The 22,137-nt window shown below is 47.1% G+C and carries 19 protein-coding genes; 3 read left to right on the forward strand and 16 right to left on the reverse strand.

All coding sequences use genetic code 11. From position 1 onward, the window contains the following. Positions 1 to 74: 74 nt before the first annotated feature. Entirely contained in the window at positions 75 to 842 is a 768-nt protein-coding gene (gene fadH, locus QMA09_RS08490; protein ID WP_290212793.1) for a 2,4-dienoyl-CoA reductase, read from the reverse strand. Between the two features lie 137 nt (positions 843 to 979). Between fadH and QMA09_RS08495 the strand changes: the two genes are divergently transcribed. After that, entirely contained in the window at positions 980 to 1,441 is a 462-nt protein-coding gene (locus QMA09_RS08495; RefSeq protein WP_183736410.1) for a YkyB family protein, read from the forward strand. Positions 1,442 to 1,479: 38 nt separating this feature from the next. Here QMA09_RS08495 and QMA09_RS08500 read toward each other — a convergent pair whose 3' ends face one another. From QMA09_RS08500 to QMA09_RS08520, 5 genes are all read right to left on the reverse strand, one after another. Beyond that, on the reverse strand, positions 1,480 to 2,340 hold the full coding sequence (locus tag QMA09_RS08500; RefSeq protein ID WP_290212777.1) for an NAD(P)-dependent oxidoreductase: 861 nt from the start codon (positions 2,338 to 2,340) through the stop codon (positions 1,480 to 1,482). Positions 2,341 to 2,535: 195 nt separating this feature from the next. Next, positions 2,536 to 3,762, reverse strand: a complete 1,227-nt coding sequence (locus QMA09_RS08505; protein WP_290212778.1) for a DUF4129 domain-containing protein — start codon at positions 3,760 to 3,762, stop codon at positions 2,536 to 2,538. Beyond that, positions 3,759 to 4,913, reverse strand: a complete 1,155-nt coding sequence (locus tag QMA09_RS08510; RefSeq protein ID WP_290212779.1) for a DUF58 domain-containing protein — start codon at positions 4,911 to 4,913, stop codon at positions 3,759 to 3,761. The genes QMA09_RS08505 and QMA09_RS08510 overlap by 4 nt, the downstream gene beginning before the upstream one ends. Before the next feature lies 1 nt (position 4,914). Further along, the gene (locus QMA09_RS08515) at positions 4,915 to 5,850 is read right to left on the reverse strand and encodes an AAA family ATPase (RefSeq protein WP_290212780.1); all 936 of its coding nucleotides are present in this window, start codon (positions 5,848 to 5,850) and stop codon (positions 4,915 to 4,917) included. 29 nt (positions 5,851 to 5,879) lie between these two features. Then, entirely contained in the window at positions 5,880 to 6,068 is a 189-nt protein-coding gene (locus tag QMA09_RS08520; RefSeq protein WP_135505757.1) for a hypothetical protein, read from the reverse strand. 221 nt (positions 6,069 to 6,289) lie between these two features. Between QMA09_RS08520 and QMA09_RS08525 the strand changes: the two genes are divergently transcribed. Both QMA09_RS08525 and QMA09_RS08530 read left to right on the forward strand, forming a co-directional pair. Next, complete coding sequence (locus QMA09_RS08525) at positions 6,290 to 6,901, forward strand: CPBP family glutamic-type intramembrane protease (RefSeq protein WP_290212781.1); 612 nt, start codon at positions 6,290 to 6,292, stop codon at positions 6,899 to 6,901. 53 nt (positions 6,902 to 6,954) lie between these two features. Then, positions 6,955 to 7,638 carry a hypothetical protein gene (locus QMA09_RS08530; RefSeq protein ID WP_290212782.1) on the forward strand — a complete coding sequence of 228 codons (684 nt, stop codon included), beginning with the start codon at positions 6,955 to 6,957 and terminating at the stop codon, positions 7,636 to 7,638. Positions 7,639 to 7,716: 78 nt separating this feature from the next. Here the strand turns inward: QMA09_RS08530 and QMA09_RS08535 are convergent, their stop codons facing one another. The 10 genes from QMA09_RS08535 to QMA09_RS08580 all read right to left on the reverse strand — a co-directional run bounded on the left by QMA09_RS08535 (position 7,717) and on the right by QMA09_RS08580 (position 21,951). Beyond that, positions 7,717 to 8,160, reverse strand: coding sequence for a MarR family winged helix-turn-helix transcriptional regulator (locus QMA09_RS08535; protein ID WP_175580334.1), 444 nt, complete (start codon positions 8,158 to 8,160; stop codon positions 7,717 to 7,719). 93 nt (positions 8,161 to 8,253) lie between these two features. Continuing rightward, positions 8,254 to 9,603 carry a TrkH family potassium uptake protein gene (locus QMA09_RS08540; RefSeq protein WP_290212783.1) on the reverse strand — a complete coding sequence of 450 codons (1,350 nt, stop codon included), beginning with the start codon at positions 9,601 to 9,603 and terminating at the stop codon, positions 8,254 to 8,256. A gap of 106 nt (positions 9,604 to 9,709) precedes the next feature. Then, on the reverse strand, positions 9,710 to 10,993 hold the full coding sequence (locus QMA09_RS08545) for an anti-sigma-I factor RsgI family protein (protein ID WP_290212784.1): 1,284 nt from the start codon (positions 10,991 to 10,993) through the stop codon (positions 9,710 to 9,712). Continuing rightward, a complete protein-coding gene (gene sigI / locus QMA09_RS08550; protein WP_290212785.1) occupies positions 10,990 to 11,739 on the reverse strand; it encodes an RNA polymerase sigma-I factor in 750 nt (249 codons plus the stop codon). The genes QMA09_RS08545 and sigI overlap by 4 nt, the downstream gene beginning before the upstream one ends. Before the next feature lie 231 nt (positions 11,740 to 11,970). Continuing rightward, positions 11,971 to 12,747: a TerC family protein gene (locus QMA09_RS08555; RefSeq protein ID WP_135505649.1), complete on the reverse strand. Its 777-nt coding sequence runs from the start codon at positions 12,745 to 12,747 to the stop codon at positions 11,971 to 11,973. A 217-nt stretch (positions 12,748 to 12,964) separates the two neighbouring features. Beyond that, positions 12,965 to 14,044 (reverse strand): SDR family oxidoreductase, encoded by a 1,080-nt coding sequence (locus QMA09_RS08560; protein WP_290212786.1) that lies wholly within the window; start codon positions 14,042 to 14,044, stop codon positions 12,965 to 12,967. 72 nt (positions 14,045 to 14,116) lie between these two features. Beyond that, positions 14,117 to 17,176: an efflux RND transporter permease subunit gene (locus tag QMA09_RS08565; RefSeq protein ID WP_290212787.1), complete on the reverse strand. Its 3,060-nt coding sequence runs from the start codon at positions 17,174 to 17,176 to the stop codon at positions 14,117 to 14,119. A gap of 137 nt (positions 17,177 to 17,313) precedes the next feature. Beyond that, entirely contained in the window at positions 17,314 to 18,882 is a 1,569-nt protein-coding gene (locus QMA09_RS08570; RefSeq protein ID WP_290212788.1) for a peptide chain release factor 3, read from the reverse strand. A 542-nt stretch (positions 18,883 to 19,424) separates the two neighbouring features. Then, complete coding sequence (locus tag QMA09_RS08575; protein ID WP_290212789.1) at positions 19,425 to 20,885, reverse strand: UDP-N-acetylmuramoyl-L-alanyl-D-glutamate--2,6-diaminopimelate ligase; 1,461 nt, start codon at positions 20,883 to 20,885, stop codon at positions 19,425 to 19,427. Between the two features lie 10 nt (positions 20,886 to 20,895). Beyond that, positions 20,896 to 21,951, reverse strand: a complete 1,056-nt coding sequence (locus QMA09_RS08580) for a M42 family metallopeptidase (RefSeq protein WP_290212790.1) — start codon at positions 21,949 to 21,951, stop codon at positions 20,896 to 20,898. Between the last annotated feature and the right edge of the window lie 186 nt (positions 21,952 to 22,137).

Here is a 22,137-nt window from a genome sequence, read left to right on the forward strand (position 1 = left end):
TTTTCATCATAACATATTACGGTAGCCGAAACTATTTTTCACTTTGTATTTGGCGAATAAACTGTAAGAATTTTCTAGAACGGGAACTTGTTTAGCCATTGTCCGCCGTCCAATGTGACAATCTCCCCGTTCATATAAGAAGCTCTTTCCGACATGATGAACGCTGCCAGTTCTGCCACTTCTTCCGGCTTCCCAAGGCGTCCAAGCGGAATAGATTCAAGTGTGCGTTTTGCCGCTTTCTCGGATTCCCATAATTTATCGGCTCCGCCTGTGCGTTCAATCGGCCCCGGTGCAATGCCGTTGACCCGGATGCCGTATTGCGTGCCCCATTCCACTGCCAATGTACGGGTCAATGACATGACTCCTGCTTTGGCGGCCGCGGAATGGGCAACACCTGCTCCTGCGTTCCATGCATAAGTGGCGAGCATGTTCAGGATATTTCCTTTCGTGCCATTTTCAATCCAGTAATTACCGACCGCGTGTGAACAGAAGAACGTGCCGTTCAATACGATATCAATGACAGAACGCCAGCCGTTAGGCGACAGCTTTTCTGCATGGACGATGAAATTGCCTGCCGCATTATTGACAAGGCCATCGATGCGCCCGAATTTCTCGTGTGCGAAGCTTACCATCGCTTTTGCGTGTTCCGGTTCACGGACATCCATTTGGAATACTTCCACAGAACCATTAAGCGCTTCCATCGAAGTGACAGCAGCATTCAACTTTTCCATATCGCGCCCCGTGATGATGACATTCGCACCTTCTTTTGCAAAACGTTCTGCCATATGATAGCCCATGCCGCTCGATCCGCCTGTTACAATAATCGTCTGCCCTTTGAACATTTCCATTTTCCCAATCCCCTTTTATGTGGTATTTTTCAATCCGGCGCCGCTGCCCGTCCAGTATACAGGTTCCCATTTATTTGGTATGATGGACATGCTTAATTAAGCAAATTCCAACTACAGAAAGGAATGGGTCCATGGCTACACAAAAAACGGATGCGGAAATTGCCCAAGCTATCTTCACCGTCAACCGGCACGCGAAAACCGCCCCTGACAACCAGTATTTATACGCCTTGAAAAAAGAAGCCTTATCGGCGATGATCAACAAAAACCGCGCCAAAAAAATCGGTCTTCACTTCAGCAAAAATCCCCGGAAAAGCCAACAACAATCATCAGTCCTCGTTCAATGCGGAAACTACTATTTTCACATGCTTCCGAAAAAAGAAGACTTTGAACAGCTTGACCATTTAGGCCAGTTGGATGAATCCTATCGGAATCCACCCAGCAGGATGAACCTGAAAACCGCCAAGGAGATCCTCAGCTCTTTCACTGGCCTTCAGCCGCAAAAGAAAGAAACTCCCCAAGCGCCTTTCGCCAAAACCTACCAGCCGAGAGACGCTGACCGGTTTTATTCACCTAAAAAATCCTATTTTGATTGACCTTCTCTTCCGCAGGCTCCCTGAGCCTGCGGATTTTTTTACTCTTCGTAATACTTGATCAATGCTTGTGTGCCGTTTTCGCCGTAGCCTTTATCAGCCAAGCTTTCATACATGCGCAATGATTGGCGAAGGCCTGGCAGTTCAAGCCCCATGGCTTCAGCTTCTTCAGCCGCGATTTTCATATCTTTGATGAAATGCTTTATGTAGAATCCTGGCTCGAAATCGCCATTGATGATGCGAGGCGCCAAATTGGACAGCGACCATGAACCCGCCGCGCCGGATGAAATCGACCGCAGCACCTGTTCCGGATCAAGTCCCGCTTTTTTCGCGTAGATCAGCGATTCGCAGACACCGACCATATTGGAAGCGATGATGATCTGGTTGCACATTTTCGTATGCTGGCCAGCACCCGCAGCCCCTTGATAGACGATATTCTGTCCAAGCAATTCGAATAACGGCAAAACCTCTTGGAAAACTGCCTCTTCTCCTCCGACCATGATTGACAAGGTGCCATTCTGTGCCCCTATGTCACCGCCAGACACCGGGGCATCCAACGATTTCACCCCTTGATCCTTAGCCGCTTCGTAAATCCGCTGCGCCAGTTTTGGCTGTGACGTGGTCATATCGACCACTACTGTTCCTATTTTAGCGCCTGCCAAGATGCCGTTATCGCCGAAGTAGACTTGTTCGACATCCGATGGGTATCCGACCATCGTGAACAATGTCTCTGCATGTTCCGCTGCCTGACGCGGCGACTCCATTAGCTTTGCCCCTAAAGCCACAAGGTTCTCCGCTTTTTTTGCCGTCCGTGTATAAATCGCCACTTCATGGCCAGCCTGCAATAAATGTTTGACCAGGCTATTGCCCATGACACCAGTCCCTATAAATCCAATCTTCATATGCAATCACTCCTTCTCTATATTACCAGTTTAGCAAAAATCTTCTGTTAATTCACATAAATATTAAACAACCCTGATCGCTGGTCCAAAAAATGCGCAAAAAAAAGAAGCCGATCCGCTATTCGGACCGACCACAAAAGGGGGAAATGAGAATGTTGCTGTGTTCAAGTATACTATGCCCCGTCTATCAAAAGCTTAAACCTTTTCTTTGAAATTCTTTTCTGAAAGCTGCTCGATTTCTTGCAAGAAAGGATTTGCTTCAGCGGCCGAAACTTCCCCTTGGCCATACCGGACAAATTCATATGTTGCAAAAAAATTTTCGGATGCCTGCCACCCCATACGCGCTGTCCATTCCCGGACAGTCTCAGAAGCGAATCGGCCATATCCTGCTGCTTCAGCCTGCCGCTCGAAATCACGGTACACTGCCCGGATGTGCTGCAGGCCCACTGGCGCAGCAAGAATATCGTCTTGATGCTCGAGATCTGAGTTTATGGCAGCGCTATTCATGTTCATCCGTTCAATTGACAGATGCTGCTCTAATTTAGGCTCTGTTTTATCCGGACGCCATTTCTTGAGCCATAGCACCAGAGCGGCGGCTATCCCCAATAGCAATATGGCCAACATCACTTCAACCGGAAAATCGGCGGCAGCCGGCACTGACTCCAGCTCGTTTTTATCCGCTGTTTCAGAAGGCCCCATTTTATCGATGGTTTGCTGCGCTTGTTCTGAGTTTGACAAAGCCGATAGCGAAACGCCCAATTTTTCCATCAGTCCGGAAAATGGCCATAGCACCAAATGCAGCAGCCAGCCTGCGGCGGCCCCTGCTCCTTGCCTGGTGTTTTCTGCGATAATATAGACCAGCCATGCTGAAAAGGCGCTTGCAGCCAGTACAATGCCTCCTGCTGCCGCAAGCTGCGATAAAGCGACGCCTTCCGGCCGATGCTTCAAATACCGGTAGCACAAGCTGAGAAGCACATTCAAGACAATTGCCGCTGCGAAAAGCGTATACAGGATCCGTTCCGTTTCTTGTGCGGGGTTAAACATTGTTGTTAGCATGGCAATTGCAAACAACACGACGATCAATAACATCGGTTTGCTAAGTGCTTCGCCGCCATCTTCGCTTCCTGAAAAACGGGCGTGCAGACGATAAATGGCAGCCAGCATCAATGCAGCTGCGAGCCATAACGGAAATCCGATCAGCAATCCCCCCAGTGCGGCGGCTCCGGCGATGGCAGCTGCCAACCAAACACTATAAGAAAGCTTCCCAAACAGCCAGAAAGCGGACAACGCTGCGGCAAAACTCAAAATCGGCCAGAACAGCAGCAGGGGATGCAGCGCTTCATCGGTCAAAATGACAGCGATAAACGAAATGGCGAAAGCATCCATCACAAATTTGGAGGCGGCATTAAAACGGCTGCTCATGCAGGTTCCCTCCCTTGGCGGCTTTTCAATACAGCCAGCTGGGTTCGTTTGCCCCATTTTGCTGTGATGTTTGCGATATCAGCCTTCTCATCGGTCAATACATATGCCGTAGAAGGCAATCCATCATGTCGCTCCAAATGGTTCGCCATTGCATTGAAAGGCATTGTTGAATGATCCTTTGACAATACAGACAGCAATTCCAATGCTTTCTGCCTCTGCTTCTGGCCTTCCCCTGATGGGAGGTAAAGGTAAGGAACCGCCCCTGCTGCACGAACGTTTACAGCCAGCGCGTACGGAATGCCTGCCCGGTAACAGCTTTCAATGTAAGAAGCCAATTCTTCTGCCCGTTCTTCCAAATTCGGGATTGTCGCGTAATGCGAAGCGACGTTCACCGCGAACAGCACCGATTCGTTCGCTACTTGGGTGAAAATTTTGGTCTGATAACTTTGCATGCGGGCGCTCGCCTTCCAATGGATGTGGTGGAATTGGTCAGTCGGGAGATATTCCCTTGTGCCCACAGGCTGAAACGGATCATCAAACAGCGTGTGATTCAAATTGAAATAGCCGGCTTTTTGGCTGGAAGGCCTGTTGTTGAATGGGAAATTCCTCAGTTTCGGATAAACCATTTGTTCCTGCAGCAGCCGGTCCTGATACTCCAGCAGCACATGTCCGTCGCCGAATGGCAGCGGAATGTCCAATTCCATTTTTTTCAGCCTCGCCAACCCCCGATGATGTCCGATCACCGGTATCTTCACAATCATTTTTTCTTTGAAACCAATTGTAAAAGGCACATCCACTTCAACAAGCTCACCGAACTGTTCGTTATGGCTGTCCATGGGCTGGACCGCATCCTGAAACCAAACTTTCAGCGTTCCTCCCCATATCGGCAATCCGCCATTTTCAAACTCCAATTCCCATTCGGACTCTCCGCCATACAAAATACGGCGGCGCACGAAAACATTATGGTAGGCGAGTTTTTTTCCTGCCTGCTTTATATAAGCCCATTGCAGGCCGAATACGGCAGTTCCGAACGACAGCACTGCCGCTGCTTCATACTGGAGAAACACAAAAGCCATAAAAAGGGCTACGGCCAGCACCCCTAAAATGATGCTTTGCTGCCTCGTCCCTTCTTCGTGGCGAATCCACCCCATCTTAAAGCGCCTCAACAGGCATCGGGATGGATTCGGCGATTTCCTGCAGGACTTCCGACGGCTTGGCGATGAGCATCCCCTCACCTGTCAGGAGAAGGCGGTGCAAAGCGACAGGCTGCAATACGTATTTCACATCATCGGGCGTCACAAATATGCGCCCTTCGATAAACGCACGCCCTTGCGCGGCATGGACAAGCGCGAGCGCTGCGCGCGAACTCAAGCCCAGATCGACCAACGGATGCGCTCTTGTTGCCTGGACGAGCTTGATGATGTAATGCTCGATGTCTTCATGAATCGACACTTTCTTGGCAGCTTGTGTCCACGCCTGAACTTCACTGATGGATGCCACTGCGCTGATTTCTTTTTTATGCGATGCATTGCCACGGAAATCCCGGATGATCTTCAGCTCTTCCTCGAAACTCGGATAGCCGATTTCCAATCGGAATAAAAATCGGTCCAATTGAGCAGCCGGAAGGGGGAACGTCCCTTGCTGCGACTCCACAGGATTCTGTGTGGCGATGACGATAAACGGATCAGGCAGCTGCAGCGTTTCCCCGTCGATGGTCGCCTGTTTTTCTTCCATCGCTTCAAGCAGGCTGGATTGTGTCCTAGGTGTGGCGCGATTGATTTCGTCTGCAAGCAACAGGTTCGTCAACACTGCTCCTGGGCGCAATTCGAATTCTTGTGTCTGCGGGTTGAAAAAGCGAATTCCCGTCACGTCCGATGGCAAAACATCCGGCGTGAACTGCAAGCGCTGAAATCCCCCTTGGAAAGACCCGGCAAATGCTTTTGCCATCCATGTCTTGCCTGAACCCGGAACGCTTTCAAGCAATACGTGCCCTTCTTGAAGCAGCGCGATAAGCATAAAATCAATTTCTTTTTCACGGCCAACAATCAGGCTGTTTAAATGCTCCCTTATTAACGTTAATTTCTCCACTTTTCATTTCCCCCTATGTATGCGTCAAGTCATTTCGATGGTTCTTCTGTGTAATTGTAGATCGTTACGCCATGATGGTGTGCAACGCCGCGGAAATGCTTGAAATCTTCACGCGCTATTAAAACTTGGCGGAATTCCAGGAAATCTTCTTTCTCGATTGTCAAAGATTCCAATGCCCCGCTTTTCAATTGATCCAGCAATTCTGTGTAATCTGTCATTTTCCCTTTCCCCTTTCATCTTCGATTCGCCAATCAGCTTCTGCTATAATTACTAAATGGAAGAAGGCATTCAGATCCAGCGGGTGCTCCCACTGGTTTGGCATTAGCTATTTCCAAAGAAATGTTAATAACTTCGATTATACAGCATCATCTGAAGTTGAACATCTTTGGCTTCGCCGTTAGCTCTCATGAAAAACGGCTGTTATCTAGGAGGAAATATTATGTTGAATTTTATGAAAGAACATCATTTACTGCTGCTGATCCCTTCAGCTTTTCTGCTCTATTTCATCGCGTTTCAAAATACAGCAATTTTTTGGTATATGTATACATTCGCTTTGTTATTGCTCATGTCTTATGCGTTGCTGTTCACGAAAATTTTCGATGAATTGCCTACATGGAAGTCGCTATTGTTCGGGCTCGGCTATGGGACGCTGATTTACGGTCTTATCGCGGGCAGCTATGGAGTGCTGCAATTATTGCCGTTTCCAATCGAGGATTCCATTTCAAACTTCTTGGAGAACTTTGCGCCCATATCCATCTGGCATTATCTTCTACTAATGTTCATCATCGTTCCTGGAGAAGAAATCTTCTGGCGCGGCTATGTCCAGCAAAAATTGAAGAAATATATGCCGGCTTCCTTCGCAATTTTAACGTCTTCTGTGCTTTTCGGACTTGCGCTGGGGCTCGGCGGATTTATTCCAGGCATGTTAGCCGCTGCAGCAGCGGGCATGATTCTTGGTGCTCTCTATGAATGGAAACGCAGTATGCCGCTATTGATCATCACTCACCTGGTAATGGTCATCCTCTTGTTTTTGGTAAAACCTTTGCAATAAGTGAAACGTCTTGTGCGCATTAAACGTCAACTATAGGAAAGGGAGGAATTATTATGAAAAAAAATAATTTATTTTTGGCAGCAGCGGTATTGACGGTCGGCGGCCTATTGGCTGCATGTGGAAGTTCTGAAACCGAACAAGAGCCGAATGGGGCTGAAGAAACTCCAGAAGAAACGGATCCGGTCGAAGAAACTACAGAAACACCTGTAGAAACTGAAGAACCGGAAGCTGAAGAAGAGCCTGCGGAGGAAGAACCTGCACAAGAAGAGCCTGCAGAAGAGCCTGAAATAGCCGAAGAAGAACCTTCGAAAGCTGAAACTGAAGGCGAACTGGCAACGAGCGACGAACAGCAGTATAAACTGTATGTGCTGCCTGGCTTCCAATTGACTCCTGAAGAGCCTGGCAAAGACGCTTTGCTATGGGAAGAAGATTCTGCGGTATTCATGCGCATTGAAACTTTCAACAAAGAAGACATTGAATTTGCACAAGCAGAAGCCGCAATGAAGGAAGCGTTGGCAGCTTCAAACCCGGATGCTGAAATAACAGAAGCCGCAGCTCCACAAGGTGCGAAATTCCTCAACTCCATTGCTTATGAAATACCTACGCCTGAAGGAAAAGTCACTGGCGTCGTGTATGAGAAAGAAAAGCTGATTGTCCGCCTCACCGTTTTTGACACAACAGAAGTTAATGCAACTGCAGACTTCATCGACATGGGCAGCACAATCGAGCGCCCTTGATAAAGTATATAAAAAATGCGCACTGGACAAAGTCCAATGCGCATTTTTTCATTTTTTGATTGGTTGTTCCTGAATCCATTAATAGGAAAGATCTTTGATCGACAAGCCGAGTTTCTTCATCAGCTCGATTGCCTGATCTTTTTCTTCGCTCGTCAATGCATTGGTCAATTCATGCAAATTCTTTTCATGTTCAGGAAAAATCTCGCTCATGAATTCTTTGCCTTCCGGTGAAATCGCAGCGTACGTGACGCGGCGGTCTGTGGGGCAATTCACCCGCGTGATAAAGCCGCGCTTTTCAAGTTTATCAATAACGTACGTGATCGAGCCACTTGCCAATAAAATCTTCCCGCCAATTTTTTGAAGCGGCTGCTGGCCTTTGTGGTATAGAAGCTCCAATACCGCAAATTCAGTCGGATTGACACCATGTGCCTGAAAAAATTGGTTGGTCTGTTCTGTTATCGCCTTATGCGCCCGCGACAAGACGATAAAAAGCTTCAAAGACTGTTTCACATCTTCGCTCATAATTTATCCACTCATTTCCGATTTAAAGATCCTCTTAAAACAATTATATTCTTTTTTTTGGAAAAAGGCACGGTTGTTTAGCCTTTGCCTTTATTAGCCGATGATTACACGTTCTTTCGGGTAATGGTACTTCGTCGGGTCGGTCTTGCCCCCGATGGTGAAGAGGAACGAAATCAGGCCGACACGCCCGATGAACATCAACAGCATAACAATGACTTTACCGAAATCGGACAAGTCACTCGTTATGCCAAGCGACATTCCGCAAGTTCCGAACGCGGATGTGATTTCAAATAGGATTTCAACTGCCGTCGCATGAGGCTCTGAAATTAACAACGCCATTGTGGCCACAAGAACCATGAATCCGGCCAAAATGATGACCGCAAATGCCCGAAAAACATCAATCAATTCAATTTCCCTTCTGAATATCTGGATGCTGTTCTTGCCTCTCGCAAAATTGATCAAAAACAAGACAGCGATAGCCAAGGTAGTTGTCCGGATGCCTCCGCCGACAGAGCTTGGGGAAGCCCCAATAAACATCAATGCGCTCAAAAAGACGTTCGTCGCATCGCTAAAAGCAGTAATATCCATTGTCGTCAAGCCGCCTGAGCGGGATGATACTGAATGGAAGATGGATGCAAATAACTTTTCGTGCCAAGACATGCCGGCAAAAGCATTGAAATATTCCAATGCCAGATTGCCGATGCTTCCGACAAGCAGCAAAATGCCGAATGTGCTTGTTGTAATTTTCGTAAACAGCGAAAAACGGAAATTCTTGTTTTTATTGGACAGGAATTCTTTCAATTCGATTAATACCGGAAAGCCGATTGCCCCTAGAATGATCAAAATCATGGTGATGATCTGCACGAAATAATCATTGAAGTAAGGGGTAAGCGAGTTGCCAGTGATATCGAATCCGCCGTTTGTCGTCGCTGATACCGAAGCGAAAACCCCGTGGAGCAGCGCTTCGTTGAAAGTGTCATAAAACTGTGTAAAATACGAAGTCAAAATAATAGCGCCGATCAATTCAATCATCAATAGAATTTTAATGATTTCCCGGATCAGCTTCACCACACCTGACATACTGAATTGGTTATGATCAACCATAATCAATTGGCGTTCGCGCAATCCGATGCGCTTGCCGACCAGCAGCCAGAAGAACGTGCCGATAGACATGATTCCGATTCCGCCCAGCTGCAAGATGAACATGAGAACCACGATTCCAAAAACCGAGTAGGTTTCGGAAATATTCACCACCGTCAATCCAGTGACGCTGACAGCGCTGATGGCTGTAAACATCGTATCCATATATGACAGCTGTACTCCCTCTAGGTGGACATTCGGCAGTTTCAACAGCAAAAAGGAAATTGCAATTGCTACAAAGTAATAAGACACGATCACTTGGGCCGGAGTTAGACTTTTAATTTTTTGAAACGTTTTATTCATGGAGTTCATTTCCTTTCGGCCACATTATCCTCTCCCTATTCTATGAAAAGAAATGGCAAAAAGAAAGGGCAAATCATATTTCTTCCATTCAAAAAGAGCAGAAGAATCACTTCTGCTCTTGCTTTTTGCCAGTTTTAGCGCCTTTAGCGTCTTTAACAGGCTGTTTTCGCTGCTGATTCTGTGAATGCCTCGCTTCCGCTTGGATCGGTTTTTTCGGTTTGGCATTAGCCGCTTTTGCCTTCTGCTTTGGCTTCGCTTTCTGCTTTGGCTCCGCTTTTTGCTTTGGCTTCGCTTTCTGTTTTGGCTTTGCTTTCTCAACGGTTTTTGGTTTTTCTGCCGCTGGTTGATCCTGCTTCAAAACTGACGGCGCTTTTCCCGGCTGCCCTTTTGCAGCTGGATCGGCCCCCTCGTTTGATGCAGGTTTCTTTACAGGGATTTTTTCGGCTGCCTTGGATTTTACCGCATTTTCTTTCGGCTTCACTTTTTCGGATTGGGCCGGCGGGAAAGTTTTTTCTGCTTTAGCCGCTGCAGGCGGTTCAACAACTTTCTCCAGTGGCTTTTGTTCAGCTTTTTCCTTAGTGATCTGCCCTTGCCCTTTGCCGGGATTTGCTGCCGGTTCAAATTTCACTTTCATTTCTTGTTCCATCGCTTTGTTTTTGACGCGAGACTCATGTTTTTCAGTTTTCAACGCTTTAATATCCTTGTCTACATCCATTATGGCATCTCCGTCGGTTTCTACGTTTTCTTCATTAGAAAGTGAGGTGTAGTTTTCAACTTTCTTCCCGACCGGAACATCTTCTTCAACCGACTTTTCCCATTGGGCAATAGTCGCTTTTTTCACATGGACATCAATATCCCTTTTGACAGCTGCAGTGGACGCCGCCAACACCATTTGCTCGAGTTGAGTTTCAAGCGTTTCGGCATTTTCTTCAGCTGCAGTGGTTATCGTCACTTTATGAGTATCATCTTTCACGGAGATGGCGATAGAGCGTTCAATCAGTTTGTCCAGCGCTTCGCCTTTCCAATCTCCCAATCTGCTGATAAGCTTCTCTCCGCCCTCATCAAGTTCCCTAATGGATATGACGTGAATCGCTTCATCCACTCCGAATTCAATGCTGGAATCCATTTCCAGTTGGACGTAAGCAAATGCATCTTCAGAAGGAAGCACTGCACTTACAAATAAACCCAGTGTAGCAACTGCTGCGATGGCAGGAGCAAATACTGGCCGCCACTTCCATTTTGATTTTGCTGCCAGTGGATAAAAGAACCCTTCTTGTCCAATTACAAGCGGTGCTGCCGGATGGCCATGCATAAATCGGCCATCACTCATGAGGAAAACGGAGCGGTTTTTCTTTTGTTCTATGTATAAACCTTTTTGGATTTCCCTCAAAGCAACCGCTCCTTTAAATAGTCTTTTAAATAATGCAATTCACTATCGATCAATATTGCCATGGCGATGATGTATTTTCTATTTCGTTCAAGCGTTTTGCGCGAAACCCGGACAAGCTTTTCAATATCTTTGATCGGCAATTTTTTCTTGTCGGTCAGGTAATCAAAAAAATCATCGGTTTCGGCAACCAGCTGAGCAATTTGCATACAGGATTGCCGCGCATCTTCATGGGCGGGAGACACTTTCACCAATTGCTGAAAGTCCAGCCCAAATGGCGCTATAAGCTGCTGATATGCCAGAATCTCTTCTTTCCGCTTTTCAGCCTGCTGCTCTTCCTTGTAAAATTTCTCCGCCTGGCGCCCTTCAATCCAGCCGTTTGAATCTTTTTCATCAAAGGCGGCTGTAAAGTCATGGCTGTACTCCTGGCGGCTGCTTTCTTTGCGGATGAAATCAATAATGCGGCGGCGTATAATCATATGGGCAAATGTCAGAAATGAAGCATTCTTGCCTTCTTCATATCCCAGCACCGCTTCGTGGAAAGCGGACAACGCGATGCTGTATTCATCGTCGCTGCTGCTGACAAACCGTTTGCACACTTGTGAAGCCGTCTTTTTCATAAAAGGTCCATACGATTCGAGCAACTCATCCAGTGCATCCGAATCTCCCTGTTGTGCAAGTAATGCCAATTCTTCCGCTGTGCATTTTACATTGCGGCCGAATATACCGCTGATTGCAGTTATCAGCACGCTGTTCACCTCTTCTCTGACCTAACGTTACTATCATTGATTGTAACGGCAGATATTGTAAAAGAAAAGGGGATAACCGCTTATATCATAGGTATTCGGCTATTATTACATTTTTATGTCGGTAGCATTAAATAATTATTTCAAAAGAAAAAAAGACCATCAGCTGTCCGGATTATCCGAACGTGCTGATGGCCTCAGGAGCGCTGCAATCGCGCCTATCTCTTAACTCTATTAAGCATTTTCTTTTTTGTTTTTGCGAACGGATACAAGACCGCCGACTACCACGATTCCCATCAATACTGTCCAGAACGTCAACGTCCAAGGAGTCGAGTGCGGGAAGTCATGCGGCAAAACGCCGACTTTATCGTGAGACAAGGTCATAACAAGAAGTTTTACCCCTACCCATCCGACAATAACAAATGCGGCTGTTTCCAGCTGTGGATATTTTTCAAGCAATTGAACGAATTTGTGGGCTGCGAAACGCATAATGATTACACCCATCAAACCGCCGGCTAGCATGACCGTGAATTGCCCTGCATTGATGCCGCCGATGTCGTCGATGCCGAAAACAGGAAGATGCGGCAAGGTCACGGCAAGCGCAACAGCTGCAAGCATTGAGTCAATAGCAAACGCGATGTCGGCCAATTCGACTTTCAATACTGTCATCCAGAAACCAGAACCTTTTTTCGGTGCTTTTTCTTCGTCGAGGCTTTCGTCGCTATCCCCTTTTCGCTGGTCATAAATACTCTTAATCGAGATAAACAGCAAATATGCTGCCCCCAACGCTTGAATCTGCCAAATGTTCACTAGCAGCGTGATCATGAATAATGCCGCGAAACGGAACACGAATGCCCCTAGTAAACCGTAGAACAATGCTTTCTTCTGTTGGTCTTTCGGCAAATGCTTGACCATTACGGCCATTACTACAGCGTTATCCGCTGCAAGCAATCCTTCAAGCCCTACTAACACTAATAGGACCCATGCATACTGTAATAATTCTGCTTCCATTCTTTCTCCTCCTGTTTTTTGCCAGCAAAAAAGACCCCTGCCTAAATAAAGGCAAAGGTCTCGCTAAGCAATTAAAATCGCTATCATAACCGATGGTTACTAACCATGTATTGACGATTATGAAATAGGTTTCCCTACAGCTACTCCCCCTTGACTGAAAGTCAAAGTGTATTGAGTTGAAATGTTATTATAGCATTATTTTTATTGTTGTAAAACATTAGCGTATGACAATTTGGTATTTTTTGTCCGTTTTGTGCGATTCATAAAACCGGACCATCTGCGGCATAGTCTCCAGGAAATCGGCGCATTGAATCCCGCTGCCTTTCAGAAGGGCCTGCGCCTCAGCTGTGTCAAATGATGCCTGCCAAGTCAGGTAATCCAAGGTTTCTTTTTCCACGCCCAAAAACTTGCGGACCGGCGAAGCCGATAACGACCATTCAGCTAAGCGATGCGGCACACGGGCTTTCGGCATTTTACCGGTCATCTCATTCACCATTTTACGGTAAACTTCTTCGACCGGATGCGGATTCGGGTCAGTCAAATGCACCGTTTTCCCTGCCGCTTCGGGCAGTGAACTCAAGTAAATGCTGGCGTCCAATATGTAATCGATCGGCACAACGTTGATATAAGCCGATGACCGGCCGAGATACGGGATTGCTGGAAGTTTACGGACCTTGTCAATCATGTTCAAGAAGAAATAAGGCCCATCAAACTTAACCGTTTCGCCGGTAACCGAATGTCCTCTCACAATGCCAGGGCGGATAATAGTGACCGGCACCTGCTTTTTCAGTTCTTCCGTCAGCACTTCTGCTTCAAACTTGGTCTCCTCATAAAAGTTCTTGAACTTTTCGGGACGGATCAGTTCATGTTCATATAGCATTCCTTGCCTTGAGCCAGCTACATAAGCGGTACTGAAATAGATGTAGCGCCTCAGCTTTGGCAGGGACAGCACGAAGTTATTGACGTTCTTGGTGCCTTCCACGTTCACTTTCCACGCCGCCTGACGCGGCACCGCCAAATCATAAATTGCTGCCAAATGCCAAAAAACCACTTCTTGCCCTTTTAGGTATTCGGCATCTTCAGCAGCCAGGCCCAGCCCCGCTGCGGTTATATCTCCTGGGATCAAGCGGATCGGCCGGCAGCCGGTTTCCTGCTGGATTTTTCTCCCTTCCTGTTGAGCTTTTCCAATCTCCGATGGCAATACTATCGCTGAGATTCCATGTTTCCCGTTCACTGATCTTCGGATAAGCTGGCTTGCGATAAAACCTGGAAATCCTGTAAAAACAATTTCAGACATGATTGACACCTCCTCTATTTGATTATACATAATATTCCAACATAAAAGACAATAAAAAAAGAGCCCGAGGGCTCATCTTTTATTCATCTTTCTCGTTTCCCGATCAAAAAGGCTATAGACAATCGGTACGATGTATAAAGTTAGGAACGTGGAGCTGATTAACCCGCCAATAACGGTGATTCCCATCGGCTGGTTGATTTCAGTTCCTTCACCGATTCCCAGTGCCAGTGGCAGAAGGCCGAGAATGGTCGTCAATGCGGTCATCAGAATCGGCCGCAGGCGATCACGCACCGATGTTAGGATGGCTTCGTATGACGCCATGCCCGCTTGTTTTCGTTGGTTGATGTAATCGACAAGGACAATGCCGTTATTGACGACAATCCCAACAAGGACGAGCAGCCCGATGACGGCCGTGATGCTGATCGGCGTGCTTGTGACAAACCAGGCAATCGCTACGCCTATGACCATAAGCGGCACAGTGAACATGATAACAAGCGGGTATTTGAATGATTCGAACTGTGCTGCCATGACGATGTACACAAGCACTATTGCAAGCACTACTGCAAGCAGCATGTCGTTGATGGCATTATCGAATAGTTCACGGTCCCCTCCGAACGAAATGGATGTATTGTCATCAAGATTGAGCCCTTCGAGCGCTTCGTCCACTTTATCAGACATATCCCCCAGTGTGACATCGGATCTATGCTGCAGCGTAAACGATACGCTATCCGCTTGGTCAACCCGTTTGATGTCTACAGGCCCTTGCGAAATTTCGATATCTGCCAGTTCTTGAAGTTCAAGGAATTGGCCAGAAGGTGCACGCAGCTTCAGCATACGCAACTTTTCGACACTGTCGCGGAACTGCGGATCCATTTCTGTGAAGACACTCAAAACCTCGTCTTCTTCTGTCAATACCTGGGTTGTTAAAACCCCCCTGGTCAAGTTATTGACTGTCTGGGCAATTTGCGCCGGAGCTAATCCATTTTCAGTAGCAGCTTCTTTTTTAACAATCAGCTGAATCTCCTCGACCGTCTCTTCGCGGTCATTGGTCAGCTCGGTCACTTCCGGAACTTCCCGAAGCTCACTGCTGATTTTTTCGATAGCTTCATCCAGCCTTGCCTTGTCAGTATCTGTCACAGTGAAGGACAGCGTATTCGGCGAAGAACCAGCTGCCGTCTGCAAATTAAAGCTGACTTCTGCCTGTTCCCCTATTTTTTCCAGTATGCGTGGTTGGACGTCGTCGACGAAATCGAATACCGATCGGTTTCTTTCATCAAGCGGGATCAATTTAATGTAAAGTTCAGCGATATTGGTTTGTGCCGTTCCTTGCGCCTGTCCCTGCTGGGTGCTGCCGATAAGGCTGACGTAGACATCGACATCGTCTTCTTTTTTCAATTCTTCTTCAATCATATTCACGACTTCATTTGTCGCTGCGGTTGAGGAACCATTTTCAAGTGCTACAGAAACTGTGACGAACCCTTCATCGGTTGCCGGCAAGAATTCCGTTCCAACCCGGAACACGCCGAAAGTTGCCACCCCTAGGAATATCAATGTAGTCAGCAGCACGATCAAGCGATGGGCCAATGCCCATTTGATTGAACGCTCGAAATTCTTCAGGCCTTTCGAGCGGCGCTGCCTTGCTTCGATGTTGCCTTTCGGCTTGTCAAGCATCCTTGATGCCAGCATCGGAATGACTGTTAAAGCAACGGCCAGGCTGGCAAATAAGCTGAAGGAAATCGTAACAGCAAATTCAAAGAAAATTTCCCCGATCAAGCCTGTAATGAAGACGACCGGAACGAAAACTGCGACAGTGGTTAAAGTAGAGGCAGTGATTGCGCCTGCCACTTCTTTCGTGCCTTCCGATGCCGCTTGCTTCGGATTTTTGCCCATGGATAAATGGCGCTCAATGTTTTCAATAACTACAATGGCGTTGTCTACTAGCATCCCGATACCGAGTGCCAATGCGCCTAGCGTCATGATGTTCAATGCGAAGTCCGAAAAATACATTAAGACAAATGTAACAATGACGGAATATGGAATCGCTACTCCGATGATGATCGGGCTCTTGATGCCGCGCAGGAAGAAAAACAGCACGAGCATCGCGAAAATACCACCGTATATAAGCGTTTGGCCAATATTGCCAACGGCCAGTTTCACATAATCCCCTTGGTCAAAAAGGACATCCGTTTCGACTCCTGCAAAACGTTCTTCTTCTAGCAATTCATCCAGCTTAGCTTGAAATGCTTCCGACACATCTGCGGTGTTCGCACCGGATTCCTGCAACGCTGACAAGAGCACGGCGGGTTCTTCATTTGCTCTTGTTTCGCTGCTAAGCTCTTGCTCGCCAAGCGTCACTTCCGCCACGTCGCCGACCGTGACATTGCCGCCGTCCATTGGGTTAACAGTGACAACCAAATCACGGATTTCGTCTTCGCTGGCCAATGAACTGAGGACACGAGTCGTTAACTGGCGGCCGTCATCTGTCTGAATCGGCTCGCCTGGCAAGGAAATATTATTGGCTTGAATAACTTGGACAATGTCAGATTGCTGCAAGCCCTTTTCTTCCAAAAGCTCCTGGTCCAAGGAAATGAGAATCTGTTCAGTCAATGAACCGGAGATGTTAACACTGGCTACACCTTCCGTCTGTAGCAATTCCGTCTCCAGCTCTTCAGCTAGCACACGGACATCTTCACCGCCTTCAGTTGCACGGACTGCCAATTGAATAACTGGAAATTGAGATGGATCGAATTTAAAAAATTGCGGTTTATTGGAGTCGTCCGGAATCGGGGTCTGGTCAATACGCTGCATGATATCCGTTTGGACATCATCTATATTCGTCGACCAGTCAAATTCCAGCAATATGAAGTTGGAACCTTCTTCTGAAGAAGATTGCAATGATTCTATTCCTGGCAAAGTCGATAAACTTGCTTCAAGCGGCCGTGTGACTTTTTCACTGACTTCTGTCGGACTGGCGCCTGGATAATTGGTCACGACCACACCAATCGGCGGATTCAATTCAGGAATTAATGTGACGGGTATTTTAAAAAATGAAACGGCCCCTAAAATGATGATTAAAAACATAATAACAATGGTGAAAACCGGTCTCTTTATCGAAAAATCGCTTATTTTCATAAACTCATACCCTCTCTTTAACTCGTGCTTTAATCATAAAAAAAAACAAATGGAACCGCAAACTTAAATAGCCTCCGCCACATATTTGTCACTACTGCGCATATTGGCGAAAAAAAAACCTGCCTAAGCAGGTTTTTTTAAAGAAGGCTGTATAATTTGATTTCTGGATTTTTGTCTTGGAACCAGCGTGTCGCAAACTCATTTTCGAATAAGAACACGAGATTGTCATAACGGTCTTTCACCAGCATCGAACGGCTGCTCGACATCGATTCTTTGACATCTTCCTCGTTTTCGATCCACCGTGCAATTTTGTTGCCGACCGGTTCCATCCGCACGTCTACGTTGTACTCGTTTTTCATCCGGTGTTCGAACACTTCAAATTGAAGCTGTCCGACCGCACCTAAGATGACTTCCTCCAAGTGAAGCGTTTTATAGTACTGGATGGCGCCTTCTTGCACAAGCTGCAAAATCCCTTTATGGAAATGCTTCTGCTTCATGACGTTTTTCGCTGTCACTTTGACAAAAAGCTCCGGCGTAAACTGCGGCAACGCTTCAAACTGGAATTTCTTCCCGCTTGTTATCGTGTCCCCGATTTGATAGTTTCCGACATCGTGGAGGCCGATAATATCCCCTGCCACTGCCTCACTGACCATTTCGCGGTCATCTGCAAGAAATTGCGTCGTTTGAGTCAGCTTGAACGATTTTCCTGTCCGTGCCAATGTGACGTTCATGCCTTTTTCAAATTTCCCCGAAACGATGCGAACGAACGCGATGCGGTCGCGGTGTGCCGGGTTCATATTCGCCTGGATTTTGAAAATGAATCCTGAAAACGGATTTTCCAATGGATCGATCAATTCCGTGTCCTGCGTAAGTCGCGGCTGTGGCGGCGGCGCAAACTGGAGGTACGTTTCCAAGAATGTCTCCACGCCGAAATTCGCCAATGCACTGCCGAAAAATACGGGCGTCAACTCGCCTTTTTTCACTTGTTCGATTGAGAAGTCATTGCCCGCTTCTTCAAGAAGGTCGATATCTTCAAGAGCTTGGGTATAATATGATGTTTTCGTCATTTCGTGTTCACCGGCAAGCCTGCCATTTTCGTCCAACGGCATGAAACGGTCACCTTGCGAACGGAAAGGTTCGATGCGCTTGTTGTACCGGTCGTAAATCCCAAGGAATTCTTTCCCCATGCCGATCGGCCAATTCATCGCATACGACTGGATGCCCAGCACTTCCTCAAGTTCTTCCATCAATTCTAGCGGCTCTTTGCCTTGGCGGTCCATTTTGTTGATAAACGTAAAGATGGGAATGCCGCGCATTTTACAGACTTTGAACAATTTCACCGTCTGGGCTTCAATCCCTTTGGCCACGTCGATAATCATTACAGCACTATCCACCGCCATCAATGTACGGTAAGTGTCTTCACTGAAATCTTGGTGTCCGGGTGTATCCAAAATATTGACGCGATGGCCGGCGTAATCGAATTGCATGACCGAGGATGTTACAGAAATCCCCCGCTGCTTCTCGATTTCCATCCAGTCGGATGTAGCGAACTTGCCGCTCTTTTTGCCTTTGACGGTTCCAGCATCCCGGATAGCGCCGCCGAAAAGCAATAGTTTTTCAGTTAAGGTTGTTTTCCCGGCATCCGGGTGGGAGATGATTGCGAAAGTTCTTCTATTTTGAATTTCTTTTTTTAATTGGTCTGACATGTTTATACGCTCCTTTAATTCTACTCTTCCCATATTAGAGAAGGGTGCCGCAAAAGACAAGAAATTTCAATAGCCGCCAAGAAAAAAGAAGCCGTGTGCGGCTTCTTTTACAGGCTGTCGAAAAACTTAGATGTTTGTTATGCATTTCGCTTCAGGCGGACGCGTTCCGCGGGCCTGGCTTCAGTCTCCTCGTCGCTGTCGCTACTGCGGGGCCTTCAGCTCAGGCTTTGCCCGCTGGAGTCGCCGCCTTCCGCTTTATTCAAAGATATTTCTTTATAACAAGTTATTTCTTTTACTGAAGAACACGAAAAATACACTTTCTGTAGTTTCTTTCATGTTCTCCAGATATGAAGCAAAACAGCGGAGACGCCTGCGGGGCAGCGTAGCGACGAGATAGCCGAGACCCCACAAGGAGCGAAGCGACTGAGGAGGCTTGGCGCTCGCCCGCGGCAAGCGCAGCTGTTTTGCGGAATATCGGCTCCACCAGAAAAAGGATTTACCTTTCTTAACAAGCTTAAAAAGAAGCCATGTGCGGCTTCTTTTTACAGGAATTTTTTCATTGCTTGTTCGACTGCTATATCCTTGTCGCTATGCGGATATTTTGTGGCTCCGATAATTTGGTAATCCTCGTGCCCTTTGCCGGCAAGAATGATGATGTCGCCCGGCTCCGCTTGGTCTACGGCGTGTTTGACTGCTTCAGCACGGTCTCCGATGCAGGCGAATCGGGAATGCGTCATCCCCGCTTTCAAATCCGTCAATATGCTGTCGTATTCTTCATGCCTTGGATCATCAGTCGTTAAGACGACGTAATCTGCGACAGATGCTTTTGCTGCCATGATTGGCCGTTTTGTCTTGTCGCGGTTGCCGCCTGTGCCGACCAGGAAGATGATGCGGTTCGTTTTAAAATCAGTTACTGCATCGATGGCTTTTTCAATTGCATCTGGTGTATGGGCGTAATCGATGAAAATCGATACTGGCGCTTCCAGTTCGACTTTTTGCATACGCCCTTCAACCGGCGCAATGCGCGATAAAGCCTCCAGCACAGAATGCAGCTCGTAGCCTTCCGCATACAAGGCTGTGATTGCGGCCAATGCATTGGACACATTGAAATGGCCCAGCAACTTCATGGAAACCGCGAATTCACCTTCCGGGCACAATAGTTTGAACTTCGTTCCTTCATTGTCCATCGCAATTTCCACTGCTTGAAATTGCGCAGGCTCTTTTACGCCATACGTATAGACAGGATGGGATGTCATTTCGGCATAGCGTTTCGACCAAGGATCATCGGCGTTGAGCACCGCCCGCTTTTTCTCTTGCAGGTTCTGGCCGAGCTGGGAAAACAGCAAGCCTTTTGCATGGCCGTATTCTTCCATCGTGCCGTGGAAGTCCAAATGGTCATGTGTCAAGTTCGTGAATATAGCTGTGTCGAATTCGACGCCCGCTAATCGGCCGAGTACCAGCCCATGGGACGATACTTCCATCGTCATATGGGAACAGCCTTCATTTTTTGCACGGGCAATCATTTTCTGAGTGGTCAATGCATCGCTAGTCGTGTTCGCTGATTGATGCAGTTCACCATTCAGATTAAAGCCGATTGTCCCTGACAGCGCCGATGTTTCGTCCAGCTCCATCAACATCGAATGCAGCATGCCAGCGACACTCGTCTTGCCATTGGTGCCTGTGACGCCAATCATTTTGAGTGCTTTTGAAGGGTAGCCATAGAATTTGGCAGCGAGCAATCCTAGCACACGGTCCGAATCCTCGACAATCACTACCGCCGCACCAGTTGCTTCAATCGGCCGTTCCGCCACGATCAATGCGGCTCCTTGTGCTGCTGCCTGTGCTGCGAAATCGTGGCCATCGACTGTGTAGCCTTTGATGCAGATAAAAAGAGAGCCATTTCTTGCATCCCTGGAATCCATCGTGATGTGGTCAATCGTTTCAGGCAGCTGCCCTTGCAAAAGTTTATAAGGAATATTTTCGATCAATAATTTTGTGTTCATGAAAATCCTCCTACTCTGTTACTAGCGGAGACAATACATATGCATGAAGCAATGCTGCCGCAGCTTTAAGTGAATCGACATGTGTCCGTTCGTACGAATGGGAAGCTTCGATTCCCGGTCCGAAAAGCGCATGTTTGACGTCGTATCCTGCGCGGATCGCTGCGGATGCGTCAGAACCGTAATATGGATAGATGTCTACTTTATAATCGATATCATTGGTGTTCGCCAAGGCGATCAAATGTCGAGTCAGCCCATAATGATAAGGGCCGCTGGAGTCTTTTGCGCAAATCGATACGGTGTACTCATCCGATTGCTGGCCGTCGCCGATTGCGCCCATATCAACAGCGATATATTCCACTGTTTCTTGCGGGATATTCGAATTGCCGCCATAGCCGATTTCTTCATTATTGGAAATGTAGAAATGGGTGGTGTGCGGCAGCGCTACATTGCCGCTGCTCAATTGCTTCACCAATTGCAGCAATAATGCCGTACTGGCTTTGTCATCAAGGTGGCGGGATTTGATAAAGCCGCTGCCGGTTTCAGTATAACGGGGATGGAACGATATAAAATCCCCTACTTCAATTCCAAGCGCCTTCACTTCTTCGGCTGAAAACACTTTTTCATCCAGCCGCACTTCCATATTGTTTTCGTCACGGCTTGCGGTGCCGGCATCTTTGTATACATGGACAGTTGTCTGGTGCATCAGAATCGTGCCTTGCACAGTATCTCCGTCCGCTTTATGTATAAGGCAATTTTCCCCTTCAATCGCGTTGAATTTAAATCCGCCTACTAAAGATAGCTTCAATCGGCCGGAAGGTTTGATTTCTTTCACCATTGCGCCAAGCGTATCGACATGTGCGGTCAACAAACGATGCGCTTTTTGGTCCGTTCCAGCGATAGTTGCTATTATAGCCCCTTTATGGGTTTCAGTATACGCTACATTCCACTTTTCCAAGTGATTTTTGATGGTCTTTATGATGTCCATTGTGTACCCAGATGGACTCGGAATTTCTGCAAGCTCTTTTAGCAAATCGAGCGTTTCTTGTTGTTTCCATTCGAATGACATAGCAAATGCCTCCTCTATATCTATTTATCATATCAAAACACGGCATTTTCGCACAGGAAATTGTGGATTTACTGTGCATTTATTGAAATTGGAAGCAAAAATCCTTGCACGAACCGCCAAGCCCTGACTTTTCTTCCTGAAAATTGAGTGAGAACCGAAATTATATAGTAATATTAAATGCAAATC

The organism is Planococcus sp. APC 3906, assembly GCF_030407685.1.
Lineage (GTDB): Bacteria > Bacillota > Bacilli > Bacillales_A > Planococcaceae > Planococcus > Planococcus koreensis.

Excerpts from the sequence above, each read along its gene's own strand:
- fadH (WP_290212793.1), bottom strand. The coding sequence starts at position 842 with ATGTTCAAAGGGCAGACGATTATTGTAACAGGCGGATCGAGCGGCATG.
- QMA09_RS08495 (WP_183736410.1), top strand. The coding sequence starts at position 980 with ATGGCTACACAAAAAACGGATGCGGAAATTGCCCAAGCTATCTTCACC.
- QMA09_RS08500 (WP_290212777.1), bottom strand. The coding sequence starts at position 2,340 with ATGAAGATTGGATTTATAGGGACTGGTGTCATGGGCAATAGCCTGGTC.
- QMA09_RS08505 (WP_290212778.1), bottom strand. The coding sequence starts at position 3,762 with ATGAGCAGCCGTTTTAATGCCGCCTCCAAATTTGTGATGGATGCTTTC.
- QMA09_RS08510 (WP_290212779.1), bottom strand. The coding sequence starts at position 4,913 with ATGGGGTGGATTCGCCACGAAGAAGGGACGAGGCAGCAAAGCATCATT.
- QMA09_RS08520 (WP_135505757.1), bottom strand. The coding sequence starts at position 6,068 with ATGACAGATTACACAGAATTGCTGGATCAATTGAAAAGCGGGGCATTG.
- QMA09_RS08525 (WP_290212781.1), top strand. The coding sequence starts at position 6,290 with ATGTTGAATTTTATGAAAGAACATCATTTACTGCTGCTGATCCCTTCA.
- QMA09_RS08530 (WP_290212782.1), top strand. The coding sequence starts at position 6,955 with ATGAAAAAAAATAATTTATTTTTGGCAGCAGCGGTATTGACGGTCGGC.
- QMA09_RS08535 (WP_175580334.1), bottom strand. The coding sequence starts at position 8,160 with ATGAGCGAAGATGTGAAACAGTCTTTGAAGCTTTTTATCGTCTTGTCG.
- QMA09_RS08540 (WP_290212783.1), bottom strand. The coding sequence starts at position 9,603 with ATGAATAAAACGTTTCAAAAAATTAAAAGTCTAACTCCGGCCCAAGTG.
- QMA09_RS08555 (WP_135505649.1), bottom strand. The coding sequence starts at position 12,747 with ATGGAAGCAGAATTATTACAGTATGCATGGGTCCTATTAGTGTTAGTA.
- QMA09_RS08560 (WP_290212786.1), bottom strand. The coding sequence starts at position 14,044 with ATGTCTGAAATTGTTTTTACAGGATTTCCAGGTTTTATCGCAAGCCAG.
- QMA09_RS08565 (WP_290212787.1), bottom strand. The coding sequence starts at position 17,176 with ATGAAAATAAGCGATTTTTCGATAAAGAGACCGGTTTTCACCATTGTT.
- QMA09_RS08570 (WP_290212788.1), bottom strand. The coding sequence starts at position 18,882 with ATGTCAGACCAATTAAAAAAAGAAATTCAAAATAGAAGAACTTTCGCA.
- QMA09_RS08575 (WP_290212789.1), bottom strand. The coding sequence starts at position 20,885 with ATGAACACAAAATTATTGATCGAAAATATTCCTTATAAACTTTTGCAA.
- QMA09_RS08580 (WP_290212790.1), bottom strand. The coding sequence starts at position 21,951 with ATGTCATTCGAATGGAAACAACAAGAAACGCTCGATTTGCTAAAAGAG.